Genomic DNA, 21,449 nt, shown 5'->3' on the forward strand with positions numbered 1-21,449 from the left:
CCCACGCGGCTTGCGCCAGGTCGCGCCCTGCGGCGGCCGCCTGTGCGGAGCCCGAGGCCTGCCGCGCCTGCGACCAGCCGATGATCAGCACGCCATGGTCGCGCGGATGCACGAGCGCATGCGCGGGCGAAAGGTCGCGGTGGGCCCAGCCGGCGCCGTGCACGAAGGCCAACACCTCGAGCATGYGGCGCCAGATCCAGACGGCATGGCGCGCATCGATGCCTTGCGGGTTGGCCTGCTGCACATCCTGCAGGCTGCCCCAGAAACCGGTGGGATGGCGCAGCACCAGCGCCTGGCGCTTGCCATCGCCCAGGCCCTCGGCGATGCCCGTGCCCACCGGCTGCGGCAGCCGGCGCGTGAAGTAGGCGGCGCCCGGAACGGCAAGGTCCTGCAGCGACTGCAGCACCGCGCCCTCGCGCACCAGCACGTCGTTGGCGGACGATTCGCGCGCGAGCTTCAGCGTCACGCGTTCGGGCAGCGCGCCGAGCCGCTCGGCGAACAGCACTTCGCTGTGCTCGCCGGTTGCCAGAGACGCCAGCACGCGGTAGCGCGCACCGCGCCATTGCACGACACGCCCACCGCCGCCGCTCCGGGCATTGGCGCGCAGCAGGGCCGCGCGGAAGCTCTCGCGCTCCACCGTTTCCTCGCCGCGCGTGATGGTGGCACCGCAGTAGCCGCAGTTGACGGTGCGCCAGCGCGCGRCACGCGGCAAGGGCGCGGAACATTGGGGGCAGCTCAGTGCGAGCAGCGACAGCATGGCCGGCTCTATTCGTCCCGGGGTGCCGACGGATCGGGCGAGGCCAGCACGCGGTCGATGCGGCGCCCTTCGAGCGCCACGACCTCGAAGCACCAGCCGGCGCAGTCGATACGCTCGCCCACCGCGGGCAGCTGGCCCGACACCGACATCAGCAGGCCGGCCACCGTGTTGTAGCGCCCGCGCTCTTCCTCGGGCAGCTCGCGGATGCCGAGCCGCGCGCGCAGCTCGGACACCGGCATCAGGCCGTCGAGCTCCCACACGCCGTCGGGCCGCTCGCGCGCCCAGGCGTCGGTCTGCATGCCGGGCTGCAGCTCGCCGGTGATGGCTTCGAGCAGGTCGCGCGGGGTCATGAGGCCCTGCACCACGCCGTATTCGTCGACCACGAACACCAGCCGGCCGGCACGGGTGCGGAACTGTTCGAGCAGTTCCATGCCGGTGAGGGTCTCGGGCACGAACACGGCCGGCGTGGCCTCCTGGCCGAGTACGCCCTTGTGGCCGGCGCCCAGGCGCAGCAGATGTGCCACGCTGATCACGCCCACCACGTCGTCGAGCGAGTTGCGGCACACGGGGTACCACGAGTGCACGAGGTTGAGTGCAGCGGCGTCCGCCACCTTCTGCAGGGCCTGCTGCACGGTGAAGGAAGTGTCGAGCCATTCGATGTCGGCGCGTGGAATCATCAGCGACGAGAGGCGGCGGTCGTCGAGGTGGAACACGTTGCGCACCATCTGGTGCTCGTGCTGCTCGATCACGCCGGCGTCCACGCCTTCCTCGAGGCTGGCCGAGATTTCTTCCTCGGTCACCGAGCGCGCGGCGTTGGCGTCGATGCGCAACACCTTGAGCATGGTGGCCGTGGCGCCCGCCAGCAGCCACACGAAGGGCTTGGCGGCCTTGGCCAGGCCGCGCATCGGACGCGACACCCAGCGCGCCACCGGCTCGGGGTAGAGCTGGCCGATGCGCTTGGGCACCAGCTCGCCGAAGATGATGGTGAAGAAGGTGATGCAGGTCACCACCACCGCGGTGGAGACCACGCTCGCGGTGCCCCCGCCCATGCCGAAGCTCTCCATCCATACCGCGAGCGGCGCGGCGAAAGCGGCCTCGCCCACGATGCCGCTCAGCATGCCGATCGAGGTGATGCCGATCTGCACGGTCGAGAGGAACTGGGTGGGCGCCTCCATCAGCTTGAGCGCGGCGGTCGCTCCGGTGTCCCCCGTTTCGGCCAGGGCTGCGAGGCGTGCGCGCCGGCTGGTGGAAAGGGCCATTTCGGACATTGCGAACACCGCATTGAGGGTGGTCAGCAAGGCCAGCAGCAAGACATCCATGAACGGGGGGAGAGAATGAGGGAATGTCACTTTACTGTATCGGCGACGTGCAGGGCTGCGACCCTGCCCTCCAGCGGCTGCTCGACGAGATCGATTTCTCGCCCAGCCGCGACACCCTGGTGCTGCTCGGCGACCTGGTCAACCGGGGGCCGGATTCGGCCGCCGTGCTGCGGCGCGTGCAGGGCTACGGCGCCTCGGCGCGCAGCGTGCTGGGCAACCACGACCTGCACCTGCTGGGCGTGGCGCACGGCGCGCGCAAGGCCGGCCGCAAGGACACGCTGGCCGGCGTGCTGGCCGCGCCCGACTGCGAGGCGATGCTCGACTGGCTGCGCCGGCAGCACATGGCGCTGCACATGCAGATCGGCCAGGGCGACAAGGCGGGCGACCTGCTGATGGTCCATGCCGGCGTGCTGCCGCAGTGGACGGTGGGCGACACGCTCGCGCTGGCGGCCGAGGTCGAATCGGTGCTGCGCGGGCCGGCGCTGGGCGACTTCCTGCTCACGATGTACGGCAACGAGCCCGCGCAATGGCGCGACACGCTCACCGGCAGCGCGCGGCTGCGCATCATCGTCAACGCGCTGACGCGCATCCGCTTCTGCACGCCCGAGGGCGTGATGGAGTTCGAGAGCAAGGACGGCATGCTTCCTGGCCCCGAGGGCTACCTGCCGTGGTTCGACGTGCCGGGACGCAAGACCGCCACGGCCACGGTCGCCTGCGGCCACTGGTCGACGCTGGGCTGGCTCTCGCGGCCCGACCTGCTCTCGATCGACACCGGCTGCGTCTGGGGCGGCTGCCTCAGCGCGGTGCGGATCGGTACGACGCTGGACGAGCGCGAGCTGATCCAGGTGAAGTGCGAGCAGGCGCAGAAGCCCGGCAAGGGGGCCTGACGAACACCCGTTCCGTCCAGATTCAGAACCCGTGCGTCATCAAGGCGTAGACGGTCTGCACCCCGGTCACGTAGTTGCCCATGCGCAGGTTCTCGTTCGCGGCGTGCTGGTTGTTGTCGGCGTTCACCAGCGGAATGATCGCAAAGGGCACCTGCAGCACGCGCACGATCTCCGCCGTCGGCACGGTGCCGCCCATCATCCGGATGCGTACGGGTCCGGGCGTGGCGCCGAAGGTGTCGGTCAGGGCCTTGTAGGCCCATTGCCCGATCGGTGAATTGATCGGCGAACCCGCCGCGTCGGCGCCCTCGCTGCGGTAGGAGAAGCTGGCGAGCTTGTCATAGCGGCTTCGCTCCTCGTCCGTCGGCGCGCCCTTGACGAGGTGGTAGCCCTGCTTGACGATGTGCGCCTCGATCAGCTTGCCGAGATAGGGTGCGTCGGAGTCCGGCGTGGTGCGCAGGTCCATCTCGGCCTCGGCCTTGTCGGGGACGATGTTCGCCACCTTGTCTCCCACGGCGGCGGAAGCCATGCCGCGCACGTTCAGCGAGGGGTACTGCATCGCCTCCTGGTAGTTGGCACCGACCTTGTCGGTCTGGGCGATGCCCAGGCGGCGCTTGAGCGCAGCCTCGTCGTCCGGCACGGCGGCCATGATCTTGCGGTCGGCCTCGCCGATCCTCACGCGGTCGTAGTAGCCGGGAACGGTCACCCGCCCCGTGTCGTCCTTCATCGATGCCAGCAGGCTGGCCAGCCGTTGGGCCGGGTTGGGTGCGTAGTTGCCGTAGTGCCCGCTGTGCAGCGGCACCTTGGCGCCGTACACGGTCAGCCGGGCATCGGCCGCGCCGCGGTTGCCGAACACCAGCGTGGGCCGGTTGGTTGCATGCATGGGGCCGTCGTGGATCACGATGGCGTCGCTGCGCAGCAGCTCGCGGTGCGCCTGCATGACCTTGCTGATCGACGGCGAGCCCTTTTCTTCCTCGCTGTCGAGGATCACCTTGACGTTGACCGCCGGCTGGCCGCCCCCGGCCTTCAGGGCATCGATGGCCGCCAGCAGCATCATGATCGGGCCCTTGTCGTCCGCCGAGGCCCGGCCGAACACGCGCCACTCGGGGTCGAGCGGGCCGCTGAAGAGCGGGGCGGCGTCGATCTCTTCCCAGTCGCCCTTGTCCGTTTTGCGCTTGAGCACGGGCGTCCACGGGCTCTTCTGCGCCCACTGCGCAGGAATCACCGGCTGGCCGTCGAGGTGCATGTAGAACAGCACGGTCTTTCTCGCGGGGTTGCTGCCCGGGAACTCCGCATAGAGCATCGGCTTGCCGCTGTTGGGCAATTGCTGCGTCGTGAAGCCGCGCTTGCGAAAGGCCTGCTCCAGCCAGTCGACGTTCTTGCGGATGTCCTCCGGCACGGTGGCGTCGTTGGGCAGGGACAGCAGCTCGAAGTACTCGCGGTACGTGGCCTGCGCATGGCGCTCGGCGAGGGCCGGCGAGAGTTCGGCGGCCTGCGCCAGGCCGTGCCCCAGGAGCAGGAAGGCGGCGGGCACCAGCGCCATCAGGCTGTGCTGGCGCCGGGTTGCGCGCGAGGAAGGGATGGAGGCGAAGTCGATGGGCATGGAGGGCAGCAACGAGCAGGAGAGGGAGGACAAGGTCGGGTCTCCATGGAGCATAGAGAGCCGACATCGTTTCAACAATTGCTATTTTCTTGAGGCACCTTTGCGTTTTCTGCAAACCTCATCCACACCCTCCCCTGTGCCAAGCCGCGCAAAGCCGCGTGAGCCCGGCGGCGCGGCGCCTGCCTCAGTCCGCGCGCGGCAACCGGAACTTGTCCAGCGCCATGCGCTGCCGGCCCTGCGCATCGAAGTTCTCCGGCGAGAGCCAGCGCTCGAAGGCCGTGCGCAGCACCGGCCACTCGCCGTCGACGATCGAGAACCACGCGGTGTCGCGGCTGCGGCCCTTGTAGACCACCGCCTGCCGGAACAGGCCTTCGTACTGGAAACCCAGGCGTGCGGCGGCGCGTTTTGACGGCTCGTTGAAGTTGTCGCACTTCCATTCGTAGCGCCGGTAGCCCAACTCGTCGAAGGCGAGCTTCATCAGCAGGTATTGCGCTTCGGTGGACATCGGCGTCTGCTTGAGCAGCGGGGAGAAGGTGACGCTGCCGACCTCGACCGCGCCGTGGGCCGGGTCGATGCGCATCAGCGCGAGCGTGCCGACGGCGCGGCCGCTCTGCCCGTCGATGACCGCGAAATGCATCGGATCGACGGTCTGCGCGGCACGCGCGACGTGGGCGCGGGTGCCGGCAAGGTCGCCTGGCCGCTCGACGAACAGGTAGGTCCAGTCGCGGCCGTCAGGCGCCTGGGCGTAGGCGGCGTAGAGATCGTCGGCGTGCCTGGCGGCGTCCAGCGGTTCAAGCCTGCAGTACCGGCCCTCGATGGGGCTGCGCGGCGGCAGGGAGCGGGTGGTCCATTCGGGCACCAGGGGGCCGATCGATTGACCGTATGCGTTGTGACGAGCTGGCATGGAGAAAACTTTCGGGAACGATGAAGCGGCAAGTGCCGGGGAAGCGATAAAGTACGCCCGTCGTGGCGCCACAGAAAGCGCCACGCCTTTTCAATTTCATGGTGCCACGATTTTCTTGATGACTTCATGGGCAACCCGCTAGATCTCGCCGCCGCCGCATTGCTCGAGTCCCCTCTCGTCAGGGCGGGCGAGGCCGGCTCGATGCAGCGCCAGCTGCACGAGCGGCTGAAGCGCGCGATCCTCGATGGCGGCCTGGCGCCGGGCAGCCGGCTGCCCGGTTCGCGCGCGCTGGCCGAGGCGCTCGCCATCTCGCGGAACACCGTCACCGCGGCTTACGAGCATCTCGCCGCCGAGGGCTATGTGCGGTCGGACCGGCAGGGCACGCGGGTCATCGAGCTGTCGTCGCCGGCATTGCGCAGGCGCACGCACAAATCCGCAGGCACGCCAGCCACCGCGCATCGCCTGGCCGGCATCCGGCAGAGCACGCCCTACACCACGCCCGACGCGGCCCTGCGCCCGGGCGTACCCGCCCTGTCGCACTTCCCCTCGGCGGCCTGGCGGCGCGCGCTGGACCGGGCCGTGCGCACGGCGAGTCCGGCGACGCTCGGCTATGGCGATCCGCTGGGGGAACCCCAGCTGCGCGCGGCCATCGCGCGGCATCTGGCCATTGCCCGCGGCGTGCGCTGCGAGCCACGGCAGGTCGTGATTGCCGAAGGCGCGCAGGAGGCCATTGCGCTGTGCGTGCGGTTGCTGTCGAACCCGGGTGATGTCGGGTGGGTGGAAGACCCGGGCTACCGCGGCGTGAAGGCGGCGATGCGGGCCGGCGACATGCGCACGGTGCCGATACGCGTCGACGCCGAAGGCCTGTGCGCGAGCGACCACGACTGGCTGAAGCACCCTCCCCGGCTGATCTACACGACGCCCTCGCACCAGTACCCGGCCGGCTCGGTCTTGAGCATCGCGCGCCGTCTCGCGCTGATCGCGCAGGCCCGCCAACACGGCGCCTGGATCATCGAGGACGACTACGACAGCGAGTTCCGCCACACCGGAGAGCCCATCGGCGCGATGCAGGGGCTGGTGCCCGATGCGCCCGTGCTCTACATCGGCACCTTCAGCAAGACGATGTTCCCGTCGTTGCGGCTGGGCTTTCTGGTGCTGCCCGGGGAGCTCATGGCGGCCGTGCAGACGCCGCTGGAAGAAATGCTGCGCGGCGGACACCGCCACGAGCAGCTGGCCATGGCCGACTTCATCGAGAGCGGGCAGTTCAGCCGGCACCTGGGCCGCATGCGGCGGCTCTACCGCGACCGGCAGCAGGCGCTGCGGCTGGCGCTGACCCGTCACTTCAAGGTGCCGCACGAGATCGACGGCGGCTACTGCGGGCTGCACCTGGCCGTGCGGCTGCCGCCCCGCTTCGACGACCGCCGGATCGCGGCCGATGCGCTGCGCCACCAGCTCGCGCCCGTCGCCCTGTCGAGCTTTGCGATCCAGCCGCTGCCGTCGGACAACGGCCTGGTGCTGGGCTACGGCAACACCTCGGCGGAGCTCTTCGAGCCGGTGGTCAAGCGCCTGTCGCAACTGGCGCGTGCCGCCGAGCGGCGCAGCGAGTGACGCGCCGCTATTGCGCGCTGTCGGTGCCGGCGTCCCAGCTCAGATGGCCTTGGCGCGTGGCCTCGCGGACCGCCTGGGTCCGGGAGTTGACGCCCAGTTTCCGGTAGATGCTCTTGATCTGGGTGTCGATCGTGTTGGCCGATCGATGGAGCGCACCGGCGATCTTCCGGTTGCTCCATCCTTGCGAAATCAGCCGCAGCACCTGCAGCTCGCGCGGCGACAACGAGCCTTTCGGCACGACGAGTGCAAGAGGCCTCGGTTTCGCGGACGCGGCGATCACGCCCAGGATGTGCCGCGCCATCCGGGAAGTCCCCGGGGCGTCGCCCCGCTCGAGAGAGAACATCCGAAGAGCCAGCTCTTCCTCGTTCGCCTCGGTGAAGAGATGACCCACGGCGCCTGCGGCCACTGCGGGATCGGCTTTTCCTGTGGACATGTCGGTACTCGCTCAATCAAGAATCTCGGATCGACCCTGCGGTCTGGTAGCTGCAAGATTGATTGCGCCCGGCAGGCAGGCTTGACCGTGCGTCTCAGTTCTTGAGAGAATTCCGCGAAATAAGGAATTTGTTCACATTTTTGGACATTCCTTGGTGCAGGTGGCCTCGCGACGCCTCTCGCGAATCTCTCTCCGATGAACCTTCGCGATCACACGGCTGGCGCACCTTCTGCGCCGCAGGGCGGCCTCGCCCGCAACCACTTCAGCGTGTCGGGAGAACCGCCGCAGCGGCAGTTGCTGGCCTGGCGGGAGCGCGTCGGCCATGTGATCGACGTGCTGCCCACGGCATCCGACCTCGAGAAACCGTTTCGGGCGTCGATCGACCGCTACGACGCCGGCGGCCTCGTCTTCACCGACTGCCGCTCCGACGCGATGCTGCTGGAGCGCTCGCTGGCCCGCATCTCGAGGGACCAGGTCCGCACCTACGCTTTCCATGTGTTCCTGGAAGGCGGTGTCGACGATGTCGCGGTGCATGCATCGCTGCGCCACGGAGCGCCCTCCGCAGCAAGAATCCTGGCGCTGGACATGAACCAGCCGGTGCGCATGCGGCGCAGCGCCTGCCGGGTGCTCACCTTCTTTGCACCGGGCGCGTTGGTGGCCGAGAGCTTTCCCGACCCCGAAGCCATCCATGGCCGCTCGATCCAGAACACGACGCCGCTCACCCGGCTGGCCATCGCGCATGTGGCCGCGCTCGGCCAGAACATCGCGGGCCTGAGCGCGCCCGCGGCGGAGAGTGCGATGCGCACGGGCACGCAACTCCTTGTCGCGGCCTTCGGCAAGCAGGCGGGCCTGAGCGGCAATGCGCGCACGGCGGCGCGAGCGGCCATGTTCGGCCGGGTGCGCCGCTACATCCAGGTGAACCTTCATCGGCCGGAGCTTTCGCCCGAGAGCGTGCTGAATGCGCTGCAGTTGCCCCGCCCGACCCTGTACCGCATGTTCCAGCACGAAGGCGGCCTGGGCACCTACATCCGCCACCTGAGGCTGCGCCATGCGGCCAACGACCTCGTCAGGTACCCGCACCTGATGGTGACCGACATTGCCTACGGCATCGGCTTCAAGAGCGCGTCCGACTTCACGCGCGCCTTCCGCCGGGCCTATGGCATGGCGCCGCAGGACTTTCAGGTGTTGTCACTGAAGGCTGGGTAGCTAGATCACGCATGCGAGTGATGTGTGGATCGCTTGCATCCAGCACAGCACCAATGCGAGGGGTTTGAGTTGATGGCCTACGGCCGAGCGTGACGGCTTCGTCGTCGCATGTACCGCCATCTGGAATTTCCCCCGCCCTTGTCCGTTGGCCGATACTATGGAGTCCTCCAACGCATTGCCAAATAAATGCCGCGCGCGGGAAGATGAAGGGGACAAAAGCAAGACTTGACCCTGGAGCTCCAAGGCTTTTGGTCTTTCTAGCTGCTAATCATCTTCCCGCCACTCTGAAACGGCCACATCCGGCAGTTCAGGAAACTCGTCGCGCTCCCAAGACCAGTTTGGATCTCGATTGATGCACTCAACCATGGCGGACAGCCTGAGCAAGCAGCCCCAATCGTTATCAACGATGCAACCATTGGCGGCCTCGCCCAGTGCCGCCGACATCGCCAAGATGGCCGCTTTGCCATCATTGGAGTCGCGGTAGTGAATACCGATCTTTGACTGGCAAGCCAAGAGCAGATCTTTGTAGGCTCTACTGGGCTTCTCCCACTCGCTCAACTCCTCGATCATTTCACGGGCGTCTTCGCTGTATTCCAGTAGTAGATAAGAGTCTTCTCCTACGCCGCGCGAGGCTACAAACTGAAACGTAGCTTCGCTGTCCATCGGACCGACATTTGCTGGCAATCTGAGGCTTTGCGTCAGTCCAAGAAGAATGGACTCCACATCAAACCGGCGTGGAATAAAAAAAATCAAATGTGGTGCCATTCGTACCTCTTAACACTCGGTGTTGCTGCTTTCAAGGATGACCATTCTTTATGAACTCCAAAAGGGTGTCGAGCTTGTTCGTCACCTGCACCTTGGAATTTGCCGACCGAACAATGGCGTCTGCCTTTTTGTGCTGTTCAACGACATAAGCTACCGTGTGCTGACCCGTAGTTTCCTCAGTTTTGTGAACTTGTTCGACGATGTCACGCTCACTTGAAAGTTTCTTAACCTGGATGATCGTCCCTGATTCAGTTTCAATATCGACTTCGCGTAACTTACCAGGCTGGCCAACAAGGTGGTTGGTGTCCCTGACCCGAACACCGTTGGCCTCCAGTTGGACGATCAGCTCAGGCACGCCGGGGTCGCCCTTGGTAATAGCCTTGTTGACCAATCCATCAACCCGCGCTTGATTCATAGCCGCCTCGTTCGTCATCGCCCTGCCAGCGGTCATGTAAGGCTTGAGCACAGAACCGACAAGGTTTGATGCGACGTTGCCGATCGCATTGATGCCCCTGGTCACGCCCGCTGCAATGCCTGGTATGGATCGAACTGCAGCCGCACCGGCTGCGAATGAAGCAGCGCCGAGTGTCCCTACGATAGCGGCGGCTGGTTCTAGGGCTTGGCCGCTATGGAAGTAGCTCAGACCGCGGTCATCCTGCATTTGCATCAACGAGCGTAACTGCCCTGCGGTTTGACTCGGATCACCAGTGAGCGCGAGAGCCCCCACGAATGCGCCAAAAATTTCCGGGTCGGATGCAAAACCTGGTGCTGCGCCGCTCTTGGTGCCTAGTGCCTTGCCAAGCACCCAAGCGCTACTCCAATCCGCAGACGCGAGCTCGACATAGTTGCTGGGACGCAAGGCACCGACGGCCTCCAGCATGGCAGCGCCCTTGCGTGCACCTTCCATGCTTTGGCTGATTTTGTCGAAGCCCTGATCTATGAGTTGCCGAGCGAGTTCCGGATCGTTCTTGAGTAAGGCCAGCGAATCCGCAAGAGCCCTCTCACCCACGTCGGCATGTTGGAGCGCAACCTCTTTTTGTTCAGGGGTGAAGTTCAACTTCTCTGCTAGCCAGCCACTTCGATCATAGGTCTGGGTGCCCGTCATCAACTCGCCGATGCCGGCACGAGCCCCGACCAAGGCGCGCCCTTTGATCCCAACAGGGTCTGAATTGGAAGCGGATGCCCAGTTGTCGGCCACTCGAACGTCGCCGCTCCGATCAACCGAGCGCTCAACATCGAACGCACTCACCACCTGACCATAAGCAGCCGAGGTGATCGCGCGCCGATTCCAACTGTCCTGGTTTTGCGCAATGAAGTTCCCCAGTGGATCGGCGTTGCTGACAGTCGGCTCGGAGCGCTGCCCCATGGCCCCTGCGAGGCTTTCGCCCAATGCATTGCCAAACGCATCGACGGCAACCTGAGTAACGCTGACACGCCCGCCCTTGAGCGCTGCTGTCGTGAGGCCGCCGGCGAGCCCGGACATGGCGCGGATGGCGAGTCCTTGACCGAATGGTCCGAAGTCCTTGAATGCGTTGGCCTCTCCCAGCACGCCCCCGACAGCTTGACCGACACCGGCCCCAACAGCGGATGCTGCCACGCTCTTCCAGTTGAAGCTCTGTTGCAGTCCCGTCGCAACTGCAATACCTTGCGTGAGTGCGCTGCCCACAGCACGCCCGATGATCTTGTTGCCCAGCGTACTGGCGCCGAAGTCGACGCCGCTCAATCCCGATGACACCCCACCGCTGATCGCGCCCAGCGCCACGCCCTTCCAGCTGAAGGAATCCTGCGCACCGATCGCAATGCCGGCCGCTTGGCTCGCAATGCTTCCTGCGATACCGCCCACCACGCCCGCAGCCACATTGGCGATCGTTCCCGCAGTCGCAATTTCAGCGGCGGTCATGGTGCCCGCATTGGCCATGATGGATTCGACCAACAAGTCGGAAGTAGCACCCTCAGTGATGATCGTCACGACCACTGCCACCACGATCATGATGACCTGGCCCAGTCCTCCACACCCCTCTTTCCCATTGCCCTCAGGCACAGCCATCAAGCTTGGGTTCGTATCCCCGATGATCCGACTCGGGTCATAGGGCTTGAAGGTGTTGGCGTTGTTCGCATTACCCAGACGCGCGGGCACGATCAGCACCTGGCCCGGCTCCAGTTCGCTGCCGCTGGCCACACCATTGGCATCCGCGATCAGGTACCAGAGGCCCGCGTCCCCATACACGTTCTTGGCAATCGCCTGCAGCGTATCGCCCGCGCGCACCACGTAGCTGCCCGGTGCGGAGGCCGGATGGGCGCCATCGATAGGCTGGTAGCCGAAGCCGAAGTCGGCCGTCTGGGCGAAGCTGTGCGGGGACTGCGGCGGATTCACCAGCACCTTATCGTTCAACGACTCACCGTAGCGCCCGAGCACCTCGCCGTTGACCACCAGCTGGCGCTGCGCCTCCCCGCCCAGCAGATAACGCGAATACAGCGCCGTCCCGTTGGCATCGTTCACGAAGATGCGACTGTTCTTGCCCAGCAGCAGCGTGTTGTCATCGGACACGCCGCTGAGCTGCCCGTTGGCATCGAACAGGTAGGACGTGGTCCCCTTGGAGAGCGGCCCGGGCACGCCGGTGCCCACCACCCGGTTCGACACCGTGGTCGACTCCGTGCGATAACCCTCGGCGCGCACCACCTGATTGCTCACGTAGGTGAAGCTCGTACTGCCAGGCGTGAGATTGCCGCTCAGGTAGCCCAGCAGGTTGCCCGCCTTGTCATAGCCGATGGTCAGGCCCTCGCCCATGCCCAGGCCATCGAGGTTGTGGGTGGCGTTGTCGTAGATCGTGCTGTCGGTGAGCGTGCCGTACTCGTACCGGTTCTGCCCCGTCAGCTGGCCGTTGGCGTTGTAGGTATTGATGCGCCCGTCGATGGCCCCGCCCGCCATCGCAAAGTACGGTGCCATGTTGGCCGCCTTGTGCGCCGCGATGTACGCATCCGGCAACACCGGGCTGTCCTCCGCCGGCAACGCCGGGTTGGGGGTGATGATCCCGCTGGCCACCACGCGGCTGGCGCCGTCGTACAGCCGCGCATCGACCTGCATCCCGTCGCGCGTGACGCTGGTCAGGCGGTTCATTCCGTCGTAGCCGTAGGTCTCTGTGGTCTCGCCTCCGGCACTCACCCACTGACCGTCGGGCTGCTGGACCAGGTGCGTCCCCACGCTGGTGTCGCTCGTGCGGTTGCCGTTGTGGTCATAGGCCACCCGGTGGCCGTTGGCGTTCAGCACGCTGCCCTCGGCATTGGCCGCATCCACCACCGTCTGGCGGTTCATGGCGTCGTACTGGTAGAAGCTCTCCGCGGGCGGCACGGCCGCATTGGCCTCGTTCAGATGGGTGCTGATGTGGGTGCGGTTGCCCACCTTGTCGTAGTCGATGTGGATGTACGCCCGCGTATCGGCCACCCAGCGCAGGCGGCCCAGCGCGTCGTAGGCCATGTGGTTGTCCTGGTAGGTGACGCCGCCCTGCACGGTGGTCTCGCGGATGCGCCGGCCCGACAGGTCGTAGCGGTAGCTGGTTTCCTTGCCTTGGGCGTTGTCGGTGATGCCCACCAGTTGGCCCGCCGCGTCGTAGCGGTAGACCAGATTCTGCGGCAAGTTTGGCGCGCCGCCCGCTGCCACGGGGAAGTTCGAAGTGCGCCCACTGCGCTGGAGTGTCAGCTGGCGCGCGTTGTCGTAGCCATAGACGTAGTTGGCGCCGCCAATGTCGCTGTGGCCCTGGAGCTGGCCGAAGTAGTCGTACCGCCAGGTCGCCAGTGCGCCGTTGCCATCGACCTCGAGAATCTTGTGGTTGCGCGCATCGTAGGCCGCCAGCGTTACTTCGCCGCCGGCCTGGGTGGTGTTGATGAGATTGCCACGCAGGTCGTAGGCATAGCGGATGGTTGCGCCATTGCCGTTGGTCTGGCTGAGCTTGCGACCCGCCTGGTCCCAGGCGTTGGTCTCCTCGATCTGGCGGGTGCCCTCGGGCACGACGATCAGCGACGCGCCCTGATAGACCCGAACAGCTTCGTGCCGGGTCTTGAGCAGCCGGTCGAGCTTGTCGTTGACGAACCAGGTGCCCTTGCCCATCGCGTCGATGGTGCGCACCTTGTTGCCGAAGGCATCGTAGGCGTGGTTGATGACGCCGCCGTCGGCGTGCAGCTCCTGCACGAGGTTGCCGCCCGCGTCCCACACCTGGCCGTTGATGCGGTCGTTGACGTGGTCGTTGACGTTGCGCACGGCCACCTGGTGGCCCATCTGGTCGTAGTAGATCTGGGTGACGACGGCGTTGGCGTTGACGATGTTGCCGTTGGCGTCCGCGCCGGCGTTGCCGTCGGCGTCGGTCTGCACCTGGCGGATCAGCTGGTTGTTGGCGTTGTAGCTGTAGGTGGTCTTCCAGGCCGTGGAGCGGGGATCGGTGATGCTCACCACATTGCCCCAGCGGTCCACGTTCTGGATCACGGTGGGGCGCTTGTAGCCGTCCGTGCCGTTAAGGCCGACCGTCTGATTGAGCTGGCGGCCACCGACGAACGGGTCGGGCATGCTGATGGGGTAAGGCCCGCGGTCGGTGGCAGACCAGCCGTACTGCGGCGGCGTGGTCGAGGTGTCGGTGATGGTGCCTGCCAGGTAGAAGTGGTCGCCGACCGTGGGATTGAACATGCGCACCAGCGGCGTGTCGAGGCTCCCTCCCTGGGCCTGCCCGACATAGCCGATCACCCCCCTGGACGTGGCGCCGTAGTTCTGCACCAGGTTTTCGACCTCAGCCGAGTCGGTGGTCATGACGTAGTAGGCAGAGAAGGACTGCAGCTCCTGCGGCCAGTAGGCCGGCAGGCGCAACTGGACCTGGAACAGCGGCACCGTGCCCGCGATCTGGGTGCTGGCGATATAACCCGTTTCGCTTTCGGACACCCAGACGCCCGAAGCCAGCAACGCATCGCGCTCGACCAGGGAGGTCGTGTAGAAGTGAAGTGGCCCGAAGAGATTGGTCTTCACCCTGTACACCGGCGTGCTGCCCTCGAAGGAGGTCGCGGAGATGAAGCCGGCGGTACCGTCCGCCTGCCATCCTCCCTCCGCGGCGCTGGCGATCTCAGGGTTGGGCTGGGTCGTCGTCACAGGCACGCCCGCCACCTTGTTGATGGTCCCGGTGGCGTGGGCATAGGGGCCCGCATCGCCAGGATGCTGCCACAGCAGTTCGTACTCGTAGGCGCCCGCCCCCAGGCCCGCGAGATTGACGACGCTGTGCGCGTCGCCCTCGGGATGGGCAATGGCCTGCGCCACCCACGCATCGCTGGAGCCGGCAATGCGCATGCGGATGATCTGGATATCGCTCGAGGCGGGCCCTTGCCACTCGAGGGTCTGCGGCCCCGGGTTCACGCCAATGGGCGCGGTGATGGTGGCCAGTGGCCGCGGGGTGACGTTCAGGTTGCCCGTGGCGGTGAGCTGCTCGGCCTGGCCCGGCAGGCCCGTGTAGACCTGATACTCGTAGTTGACCCAGGGCGCAAGGCCGGCGGCGTCATAGCGCAGGCTGTCGCCGAAGTTGACGAGCGGTGCATTGAACCAGCCGCTGTCGCCGGGGCTGCCGACCACACGCACCTGCATGCGCACCGAGGCCCCGGGCGCCGGCCCCACGGCCGAGCCCGGGGCCGCGATGTGCACGGCCTGCCCGGCATCGCCCGCACCGTTGCTGTCGATCAGGACCTGCCAGTTGCCGAACTGGTCCTTCTTGGAAACGGTGACGTGGGTGATGCGCTGGATGCCGCCTTGGGCCGCCTGCCGGTCGGCGTCGGTCTCGGCCCAGTTGAGCGTGACGCCGTTGAGGCCCGTGGCCGCATCGAAGTACTGGGTGTGATCGCGCACGGCCCCTTCGCCGCCATTGCCGTCCTTGGTGGCGTAGTTCAGAACGACCTTGATCTCACCGCTGCCGAGGTCGGCGAGGTAGCCGGGCCAACCGAGGGTGACGCTGTTGATGCCGTTCCAAGCCACGGGATTGCCGAACTGGTCGTTGCCGGGACCGCTGCTGCCGGCGATGCCGGTGGCGAGCGTGCCGGTGTGCGCTGCGACGCCGCCCTGGGTTTCGCGGCGCTCGGCCAGGGAAGTGCTCAGCACGCGCCCCAGCAGGTCGTAGGTGGTGTCGGTGCGGCGCACGTCGGCCAGCTGACTGGCCTGACCCGCGCTGCCGACATCGGTGCGCAGGTTGAGGTTGCCGCGGCCGGTGCCCGCGCTGCGGATCTCGGCGGTCTGGTGGCCTTGCAGGTCGTACAGCGCGACCTTGTCGATGCCGTCGCCCGCGTTGGTGCGCCACAGGCGCCCGGCGTTGTCGTAGTCGAAGTATTCGCCAGCCTGTGTGCCGACGCTCTTGGCCACGAGTTCGCCGAAGGCGTTGTACTGCATGGCGGTATCGACCACGGTGCCGGAGACCCCTGCCTGCCCGACGCCACCACCGAGCGTCGCCTGGCCGTTGGCCTGCTCCGGAGGGCCTTGCCACTTGAGGACCCAGTTGCCTGCGCCGTCCTGCTGGAAGATGCGCAGCGCCGTGAGGGTCTTGATGCTCTCGTTGGGCTTGATCGTCACGCCATTGGCAGCGGTGCCCGCCGCGATCTCCTGGCTGGAATAGGTGGTCGAATGGTCGGCGGTCGGGGTTGCGCCCTCGCCGTTCGAATCGGGCGAGCTGAAGATGTCCCAGCCCGGCTCGCCGTAGGCGATGTAGTCGAACTCGACGCGCACCATGCCACCCTGGACGGCAATGACGTTGGCCGCTTGCACGTTCACGCTGCCGTTGGCCTCCGGCCTCTGGGTCACCGGGATGTAGGGAAGCTGGTCGGTCGGCGTGCCGGCCGTGGCGCTGGCCTTGGGGTTGGCCGTGTAGATGCCGCTGGCGCCGCCATCGGTGTAGATGGCGTTGTCGCTGGCGGTGCCCGGATCGAACACATGGGTCTGGCGGCCCAGTGCGTCGTACTGATAGGCACGAAACAGGGTGCGCGTGGTGCCGGCGTTGTCGGTGACGCCCTGCCACTCCTTGGCGATCAGGCCCTGGCTGTTGTAGGAGCTGTAGTGGTTGACGCCCATGGCGTCGGTGCTTTGCACCGTGTGGCCCAACGCGTCGTACTGGGCGAAGCTGGTGCGGTCGGTGCTCGCAAAAAGATCGGCATCTCGCACAGGGTCGGGGGCCGTCTTGACGGTGGCGGGCAGGTAGCGGTGCTCCTCGGCCAGGATCATCGTCAGGTCGCTGGGATCGACATAGGGCCGAACCGGCCGCATGAAAACTTGAAGCCGTGTATCCATCGCACCGGCAGATGTCGTACCTGTGTGCCCGAGAACCCGCGGGTTGCCATCGGCGTCAAGCTCCTGGGTCCAACCCAGCCCCTGCAATCGCACGATCTCGTTGGGATCGGAAACGATCTGGGTGAACTCAACTCCGGACTTCTGCCGCATTCGATAGAGCGGCAGCGTGCCAGGCGCCGGGGCGCCACCCACATATCCGATAGGCCCCTCATCGGTCCACAAGGTCACGCCATTCATTGGGACCATGTGGGCTGCAATCTCGTCTGCAGTGACGTACTTGTAGAGATTCTCGAGACCGGGCTGTGTTGCGTGCAACTGATGAATTGCGACGCTGCCTGCAAAGGGGGTGACAGAGACATAGCCTGCAGGACCAATGTCCTGCCATCCCGTATCCGTCAGACCCTTGATCTGCGGATTGGTCACGGGCACATAGGCCGGCATCGCATTCGGGCTCAGCGGCGCGCCATTGGCATCCGCCCCGTTGACATACTCGGTCTTGAGCACGACGTTGCCGTGCGCGTCGCGGCGGAAGACCGTGAGCGGCGCGATGGCCGCACCGCTGACGGTGCTGGTGCGGGTGGGCTCGGCCACCGCGGTGACGCGGCCCAGGGCGTCGTAGTAGCTGTAGGTGGTGGCTCCCTTGGCGTCGGTGGTGCTGGTGAGGTTGCCCACGGCGTCATAGCCGTAGTTGGTGGTCAGATCCCCACGCGTGCTGGTGCCATTCGACGCCGCGCTGTACTCGACGTTGCGCCGGATCTCGCTGGTCTTGCGGTTGTTGCGGTCGTAGACGGTGTCCACGCGCCGGTCGTTGTTCGCGTCCACGGTGGGCGTGGGTGGGGTGTCGCCCGCATTGACCGCGCCGGTCCAGCCCGCGAGGTTGCTGGTGCCGGCCCAGCTCACGGCCTTCGCATATTCGATGCGCATGACGGCATTGCCCGCCGCATCGAATTCCTGGGTGGTGAGGTAGCCCAGCGCGTCGACGCTGGCGATTTGCTGGCCGCGACGGTCGTAGAAATTGGTGCTCAAGGCCCAGGTGTTGGCACTCTTCTGCTGTGCCACCTGGGTGAGTTCGCCGAAGGTGTTGTAGGTGTTGCGGGTGGTCTTGCCGCCCTCCATGTACTGCGCACCCACCGCCAGGCTGCTGTCGTAGACGCTGGCCGTGGACTCCTTGACCTGGATGGCGCGGCCCAGGCGGTCGTAGTCGGTGAGGATCGTGCGGTTGTTGGGGTCCTGGGCATTGACGTTGCCTTGCACCTGCGCCGTGCTCAGGCTGATGGGCTGGCCAGCGGCCAGGCCGGTGCTTACGCTGTAGCGCGTGAGCTTGATCGCGTCGCCGAAGATGTTGCGCTGGTAGCCGGTGGCGAACCCGAGTGCGTCCACCTCGTAGGTCACGTGGCCGACGAGGTCGTAGGTCTTGTAGCTGCGGTTGCCGCCGATGTCGCGGTTGGCAATGGCATTGCCCAGGGCGTCGTAGGTGGTTTCGGTGTAGAGAGTCTGAGCGGTGTCGTGGCGGCTGTGCAGGCCATCGACGCCGAGAGTGTCGTCGGAGGGCTGGTAGACGCTCACCGGCGGGAAGGTGACCCGGATCTGGCGTCCGACCTGGTCGTACGCGTAGGTGGTGGTGCGATGCTCGGGTCGCCCCGCCCCTTCCGTGCGGCTGCGCAGGTTGCCGAAGCTGTCGTAGGTCAGCACCGTGATGACGTTGCCGACGCCGCTGGAGCCGGCGTCGACCTGCAAGCGACCGTCAGCACCGGGGGTGACGGCGGTGAGCTCGACCTGCGGAGAGATCTCCCGCAGCAGGCGGCCGCCGAGGTCGTATTCGTAGTGCCACACCGAGCCCTTCGCATTGGTGTAGCCGGTCTTGTTGTCCAGCGCGTCATAAGTCCACGACTCGGTGAAGCCCATGGCGTCGATGCTCGAGACAACGCGGCCCGCGGCATCGTGCTGGAAGCTCTTGCTGCGGTCCTCGAGGGCGCTGATGACGATGGCTTGCGCGATGGCGGCGGCCGTGTTGGCGGTGCCCGCCGGGATGGACAGCGCGTACTGCGTGGTGCCGCTCATCTGGCCGAGGCCTTCGTAGTCGGTCTTGCTGACGAAGCCCCGGGGATCGACGGCGTAGATTTTTTGCCCGCCCGCATTGAAGACCTGGAGCGAGATGCGGTCGTTGACGTCGTCGACGGTAGTGCGCGCACGGATGTCGCTCACGCTGGCGGTGGTGCTCAGGCCGGCGACATTGATCGCCTGCGCATACCGGCGGGTCTGGATTTGCTGGCCGAGGCCGTCGTAGATGGATTCGGTCGTGCCGCCCTGGGCATCGACAGCGAAGACCTGGCGGTTGGCCTGGTCGTAGGCGAAGCGCTGGATGCGGTCGGCGCCGACGTTGGTCAAGACAGCACTCTGCAGAGCAGCATCGATGTAGCTCGTGGTGGCCCCAGGGGCCACGACAAAACTGGCGTAGCTGACTTGCTGGGTGATGTTGCCAAACGCGTCGTAGACCGCTCGTGTGACACCGCCCARSGCATCGACCGYGAARGTGCGACGGCCCGCGCCGTCGTGCGCGAAGACCGTGATGCGGTCARCCCCGGCGGCGGCAGTGACCCTYGCGGCGATGTCGGCCTGGCTATAGACCGCATAGGGACTGTCCARCGTGATTCGGTTGGCATACTGGACTTCGCGCACGCGCTGACCRGTGCCGTCGTAGGCRAAGCCAGTCACGGCCTTGGTGCCATCGACCTGCCAGGCCAGCCGCCCGGCCGCGTCGTAGGCCATGTAGGTGGTCTGGTCCTCCACCATGAACGTGACGCTGCCCCACAGCGCCGCATGRGTGCGCRGCACCTGGCTCATCATCGGCGCGGCATGCCGGGTGTGGCGAATGACGTTGCCGTTGCCGTCGTAGCCCCAGCTTTCCACGGCGCTCAGGTCGCTCTCGCCGCTCACGTAYTCGGAGCTGGAGATGGCGTCGAGCCGGAAGGTGCGGCGGTTGGCGCCGTCGTAGGCCCACTCCGTGATGCGRTCGGCCGCGCTGGGACTCGCGCTGGCAGGATCGGCCCCTTCGGCAACGGGGCTGGCGTACTGCCGCAGGCGCGTGACGTTGCCGTTGGCGTCGTACTCGGTCTTGCTGACGGCGCCGATGCCGTCCACGCTCCAGGTCAGCCGGTTGGCCGCGTCGTAGACATTGCGCACRCGCTGGTCGTGTGCATCGTCGGCCACCGGKGYMGGTGCSGTGYGGCCGTCCCARGCGGCRAGMKCMGYTGCMGTGAGGGGCGTKGCRTAGCTGCGTTTGGCGACGACGTTGCCGTCGGCATCGTAGGTGCGCTGGGTGGCATTGCCCAGCGCATCGACGCTCCAGRTGGCGCGGYTGGCCGTGTCGTAGACGGTGCGGATGCGCTGGTCGCGGGTTGCATCGGCGATGACGGGAGGCGCGGATKKGCCGTYCCAGSYGCYGAACGCCGCACCGCTCAATGCATTGGCGTAGGCCAGGGCCTCGGTGATGTTGCCGTTGGCATCGAAGATGTTGTGCCGCACATTGCCCGCGCCATCGACCTTCCACACGACCCGSTTGAGCGCGTCGTAGACGGTGCGCACGCGCTCGTCGCGCGTCGCGTCCGCCGTGACAGGCGGATCACTGGCGATGTTCCAGCCCGCCAGGTTGATGCGATTGGCATAGGCGCGCGTCTCGATGACRTTGTTGGCCTTGTCGTASGTGTATYCGACGACRGCGCCGGTGCCGTCCRCGCTGAAGCGCAGGCGGCCGTCGCGGTCGTAGCGGCGGCTCTCGGTGACGTCRGAGCCRGCGCTGACCACCACCTTGGGCTGGATCTGCGCTACGGTCGGGGCATTGCTCAAGCCCGTGACATCGACGGGCACCGCATACGAGGTGCGGCGGACCACCCGCCCTTCGACGTCGTAATCCTGCTTCGAGAGGTTGCCCAGCGCATCAAGCGCGAAGACAAGGCGGTTGTCGGCGTCGTAGGCGTAGCGCGTGGCGTTGCCGTTGGCGTCGATGGAACGCGTGAGGTTGTTGGCCGCGTCGTATTCGTAGCTGCGCGTGAGGTTCAGGCCTGCGGGGTCGATCTGTTCCTTGATGCGCCGGCCGGCGCCGTCGTAGGTGTACGCAGTGACGTTGCCGTTCGGGGCGGCGACCGTGAGCACCTGGCCCGTGGTGTCGTGGGTGTAGCTGGTGGTGAGGTGCAGGCCTGTGGGATCGACCACTTGGCGCACAGTCTGGCCCGCGAGATCGAACTCGGTGGTCGTCACCGTCCCACGGGGATCGGTGACGCTGACAGCCTGGCCTTTGGCGTCGTAGCCGTAGGTCGTGACGAAGTTCAACCCGGTGGGGTCGAGCGTGCGGGTCAGCAGACGGTTGGTCGCGTCGTAGGTGTAGGTGGTGACGACACCGCTGGCATCGGTGCTGGTGAGTTGGAGGCCGGTCTTGTCGTAGGTGGCGCCGGTGGCGACGGTCGTGGTGGCATCCAGTGCGGCAGATGTCTGCAGCAGGTTGCCGCTCTTGTCGTAGCTGTAGCTGGTGGCGTTGCCGCGGCCGTCGGTCACGCTCTGGGTCTGGCCCTGGCGGGTGTGCACGGTGGTCAGGGCCACGCCCTCGGGCGTGGTCACCGCGACGCTGCGGTTGGCGAGGTTGTAGCTGTAGCTGGTGGTGTTGAACAGCGCATCGC

At 66.5% G+C, this 21,449-nt stretch carries 10 protein-coding genes; 3 read left to right on the plus strand and 7 right to left on the minus strand.

Annotated elements, in window-relative coordinates:
• Together AC1DXX_RS29590 and AC1DXX_RS29595 are read right to left on the minus strand one after the other, a co-directional pair.
• The coding region (locus tag AC1DXX_RS29590) for a lipopolysaccharide kinase InaA family protein (RefSeq protein ID WP_478137769.1) at nt 1-757 on the minus strand (757 nt) is incomplete at its 3' end.
• Between the two features lie 8 nt (nt 758-765).
• On the minus strand, nt 766-2,076 hold the full coding sequence (locus AC1DXX_RS29595; protein WP_478137770.1) for a hemolysin family protein: 1,311 nt from the start codon (nt 2,074-2,076) through the stop codon (nt 766-768).
• A gap of 23 nt (nt 2,077-2,099) precedes the next feature.
• Between AC1DXX_RS29595 and AC1DXX_RS29600 the strand changes: the two genes are divergently transcribed.
• Nucleotides 2,100-2,963: a symmetrical bis(5'-nucleosyl)-tetraphosphatase gene (locus AC1DXX_RS29600; RefSeq protein WP_478137771.1), complete on the plus strand. Its 864-nt coding sequence runs from the start codon at nt 2,100-2,102 to the stop codon at nt 2,961-2,963.
• Nucleotides 2,964-2,985: 22 nt separating this feature from the next.
• On the opposite strand, the gene AC1DXX_RS29605 is transcribed toward AC1DXX_RS29600, so the two are convergent.
• Nucleotides 2,986-4,563, minus strand: a complete 1,578-nt coding sequence (locus tag AC1DXX_RS29605; protein WP_478137778.1) for a M20/M25/M40 family metallo-hydrolase — start codon at nt 4,561-4,563, stop codon at nt 2,986-2,988.
• A gap of 184 nt (nt 4,564-4,747) precedes the next feature.
• Nucleotides 4,748-5,467 (minus strand): GNAT family N-acetyltransferase, encoded by a 720-nt coding sequence (locus AC1DXX_RS29610; protein ID WP_478137772.1) that lies wholly within the window; start codon nt 5,465-5,467, stop codon nt 4,748-4,750.
• Between the two features lie 126 nt (nt 5,468-5,593).
• On the opposite strand from AC1DXX_RS29610, the gene pdxR reads away from it, so the two are divergent.
• A complete protein-coding gene (gene pdxR / locus AC1DXX_RS29615; protein WP_478137773.1) occupies nt 5,594-7,075 on the plus strand; it encodes a MocR-like pyridoxine biosynthesis transcription factor PdxR in 1,482 nt (493 codons plus the stop codon).
• Between the two features lie 7 nt (nt 7,076-7,082).
• On the opposite strand, the gene AC1DXX_RS29620 is transcribed toward pdxR, so the two are convergent.
• Nucleotides 7,083-7,508: a response regulator transcription factor gene (locus AC1DXX_RS29620; protein ID WP_478137774.1), complete on the minus strand. Its 426-nt coding sequence runs from the start codon at nt 7,506-7,508 to the stop codon at nt 7,083-7,085.
• A 195-nt stretch (nt 7,509-7,703) separates the two neighbouring features.
• Between AC1DXX_RS29620 and AC1DXX_RS29625 the strand changes: the two genes are divergently transcribed.
• Nucleotides 7,704-8,714, plus strand: a complete 1,011-nt coding sequence (locus AC1DXX_RS29625; protein ID WP_478137775.1) for a helix-turn-helix domain-containing protein — start codon at nt 7,704-7,706, stop codon at nt 8,712-8,714.
• Between the two features lie 264 nt (nt 8,715-8,978).
• On the opposite strand, the gene AC1DXX_RS29630 is transcribed toward AC1DXX_RS29625, so the two are convergent.
• Both AC1DXX_RS29630 and AC1DXX_RS29635 read right to left on the minus strand, forming a co-directional pair.
• Nucleotides 8,979-9,479 (minus strand): hypothetical protein, encoded by a 501-nt coding sequence (locus AC1DXX_RS29630; protein ID WP_478137776.1) that lies wholly within the window; start codon nt 9,477-9,479, stop codon nt 8,979-8,981.
• Nucleotides 9,480-9,510: 31 nt separating this feature from the next.
• Nucleotides 9,511-21,390, minus strand: a complete 11,880-nt coding sequence (locus tag AC1DXX_RS29635; RefSeq protein WP_478137777.1) for a LysM peptidoglycan-binding domain-containing protein — start codon at nt 21,388-21,390, stop codon at nt 9,511-9,513.
• Nucleotides 21,391-21,449: the final 59 nt, after the last annotated feature.

It is taken from the genome of Variovorax sp. P4_B10, from assembly GCF_056402375.1.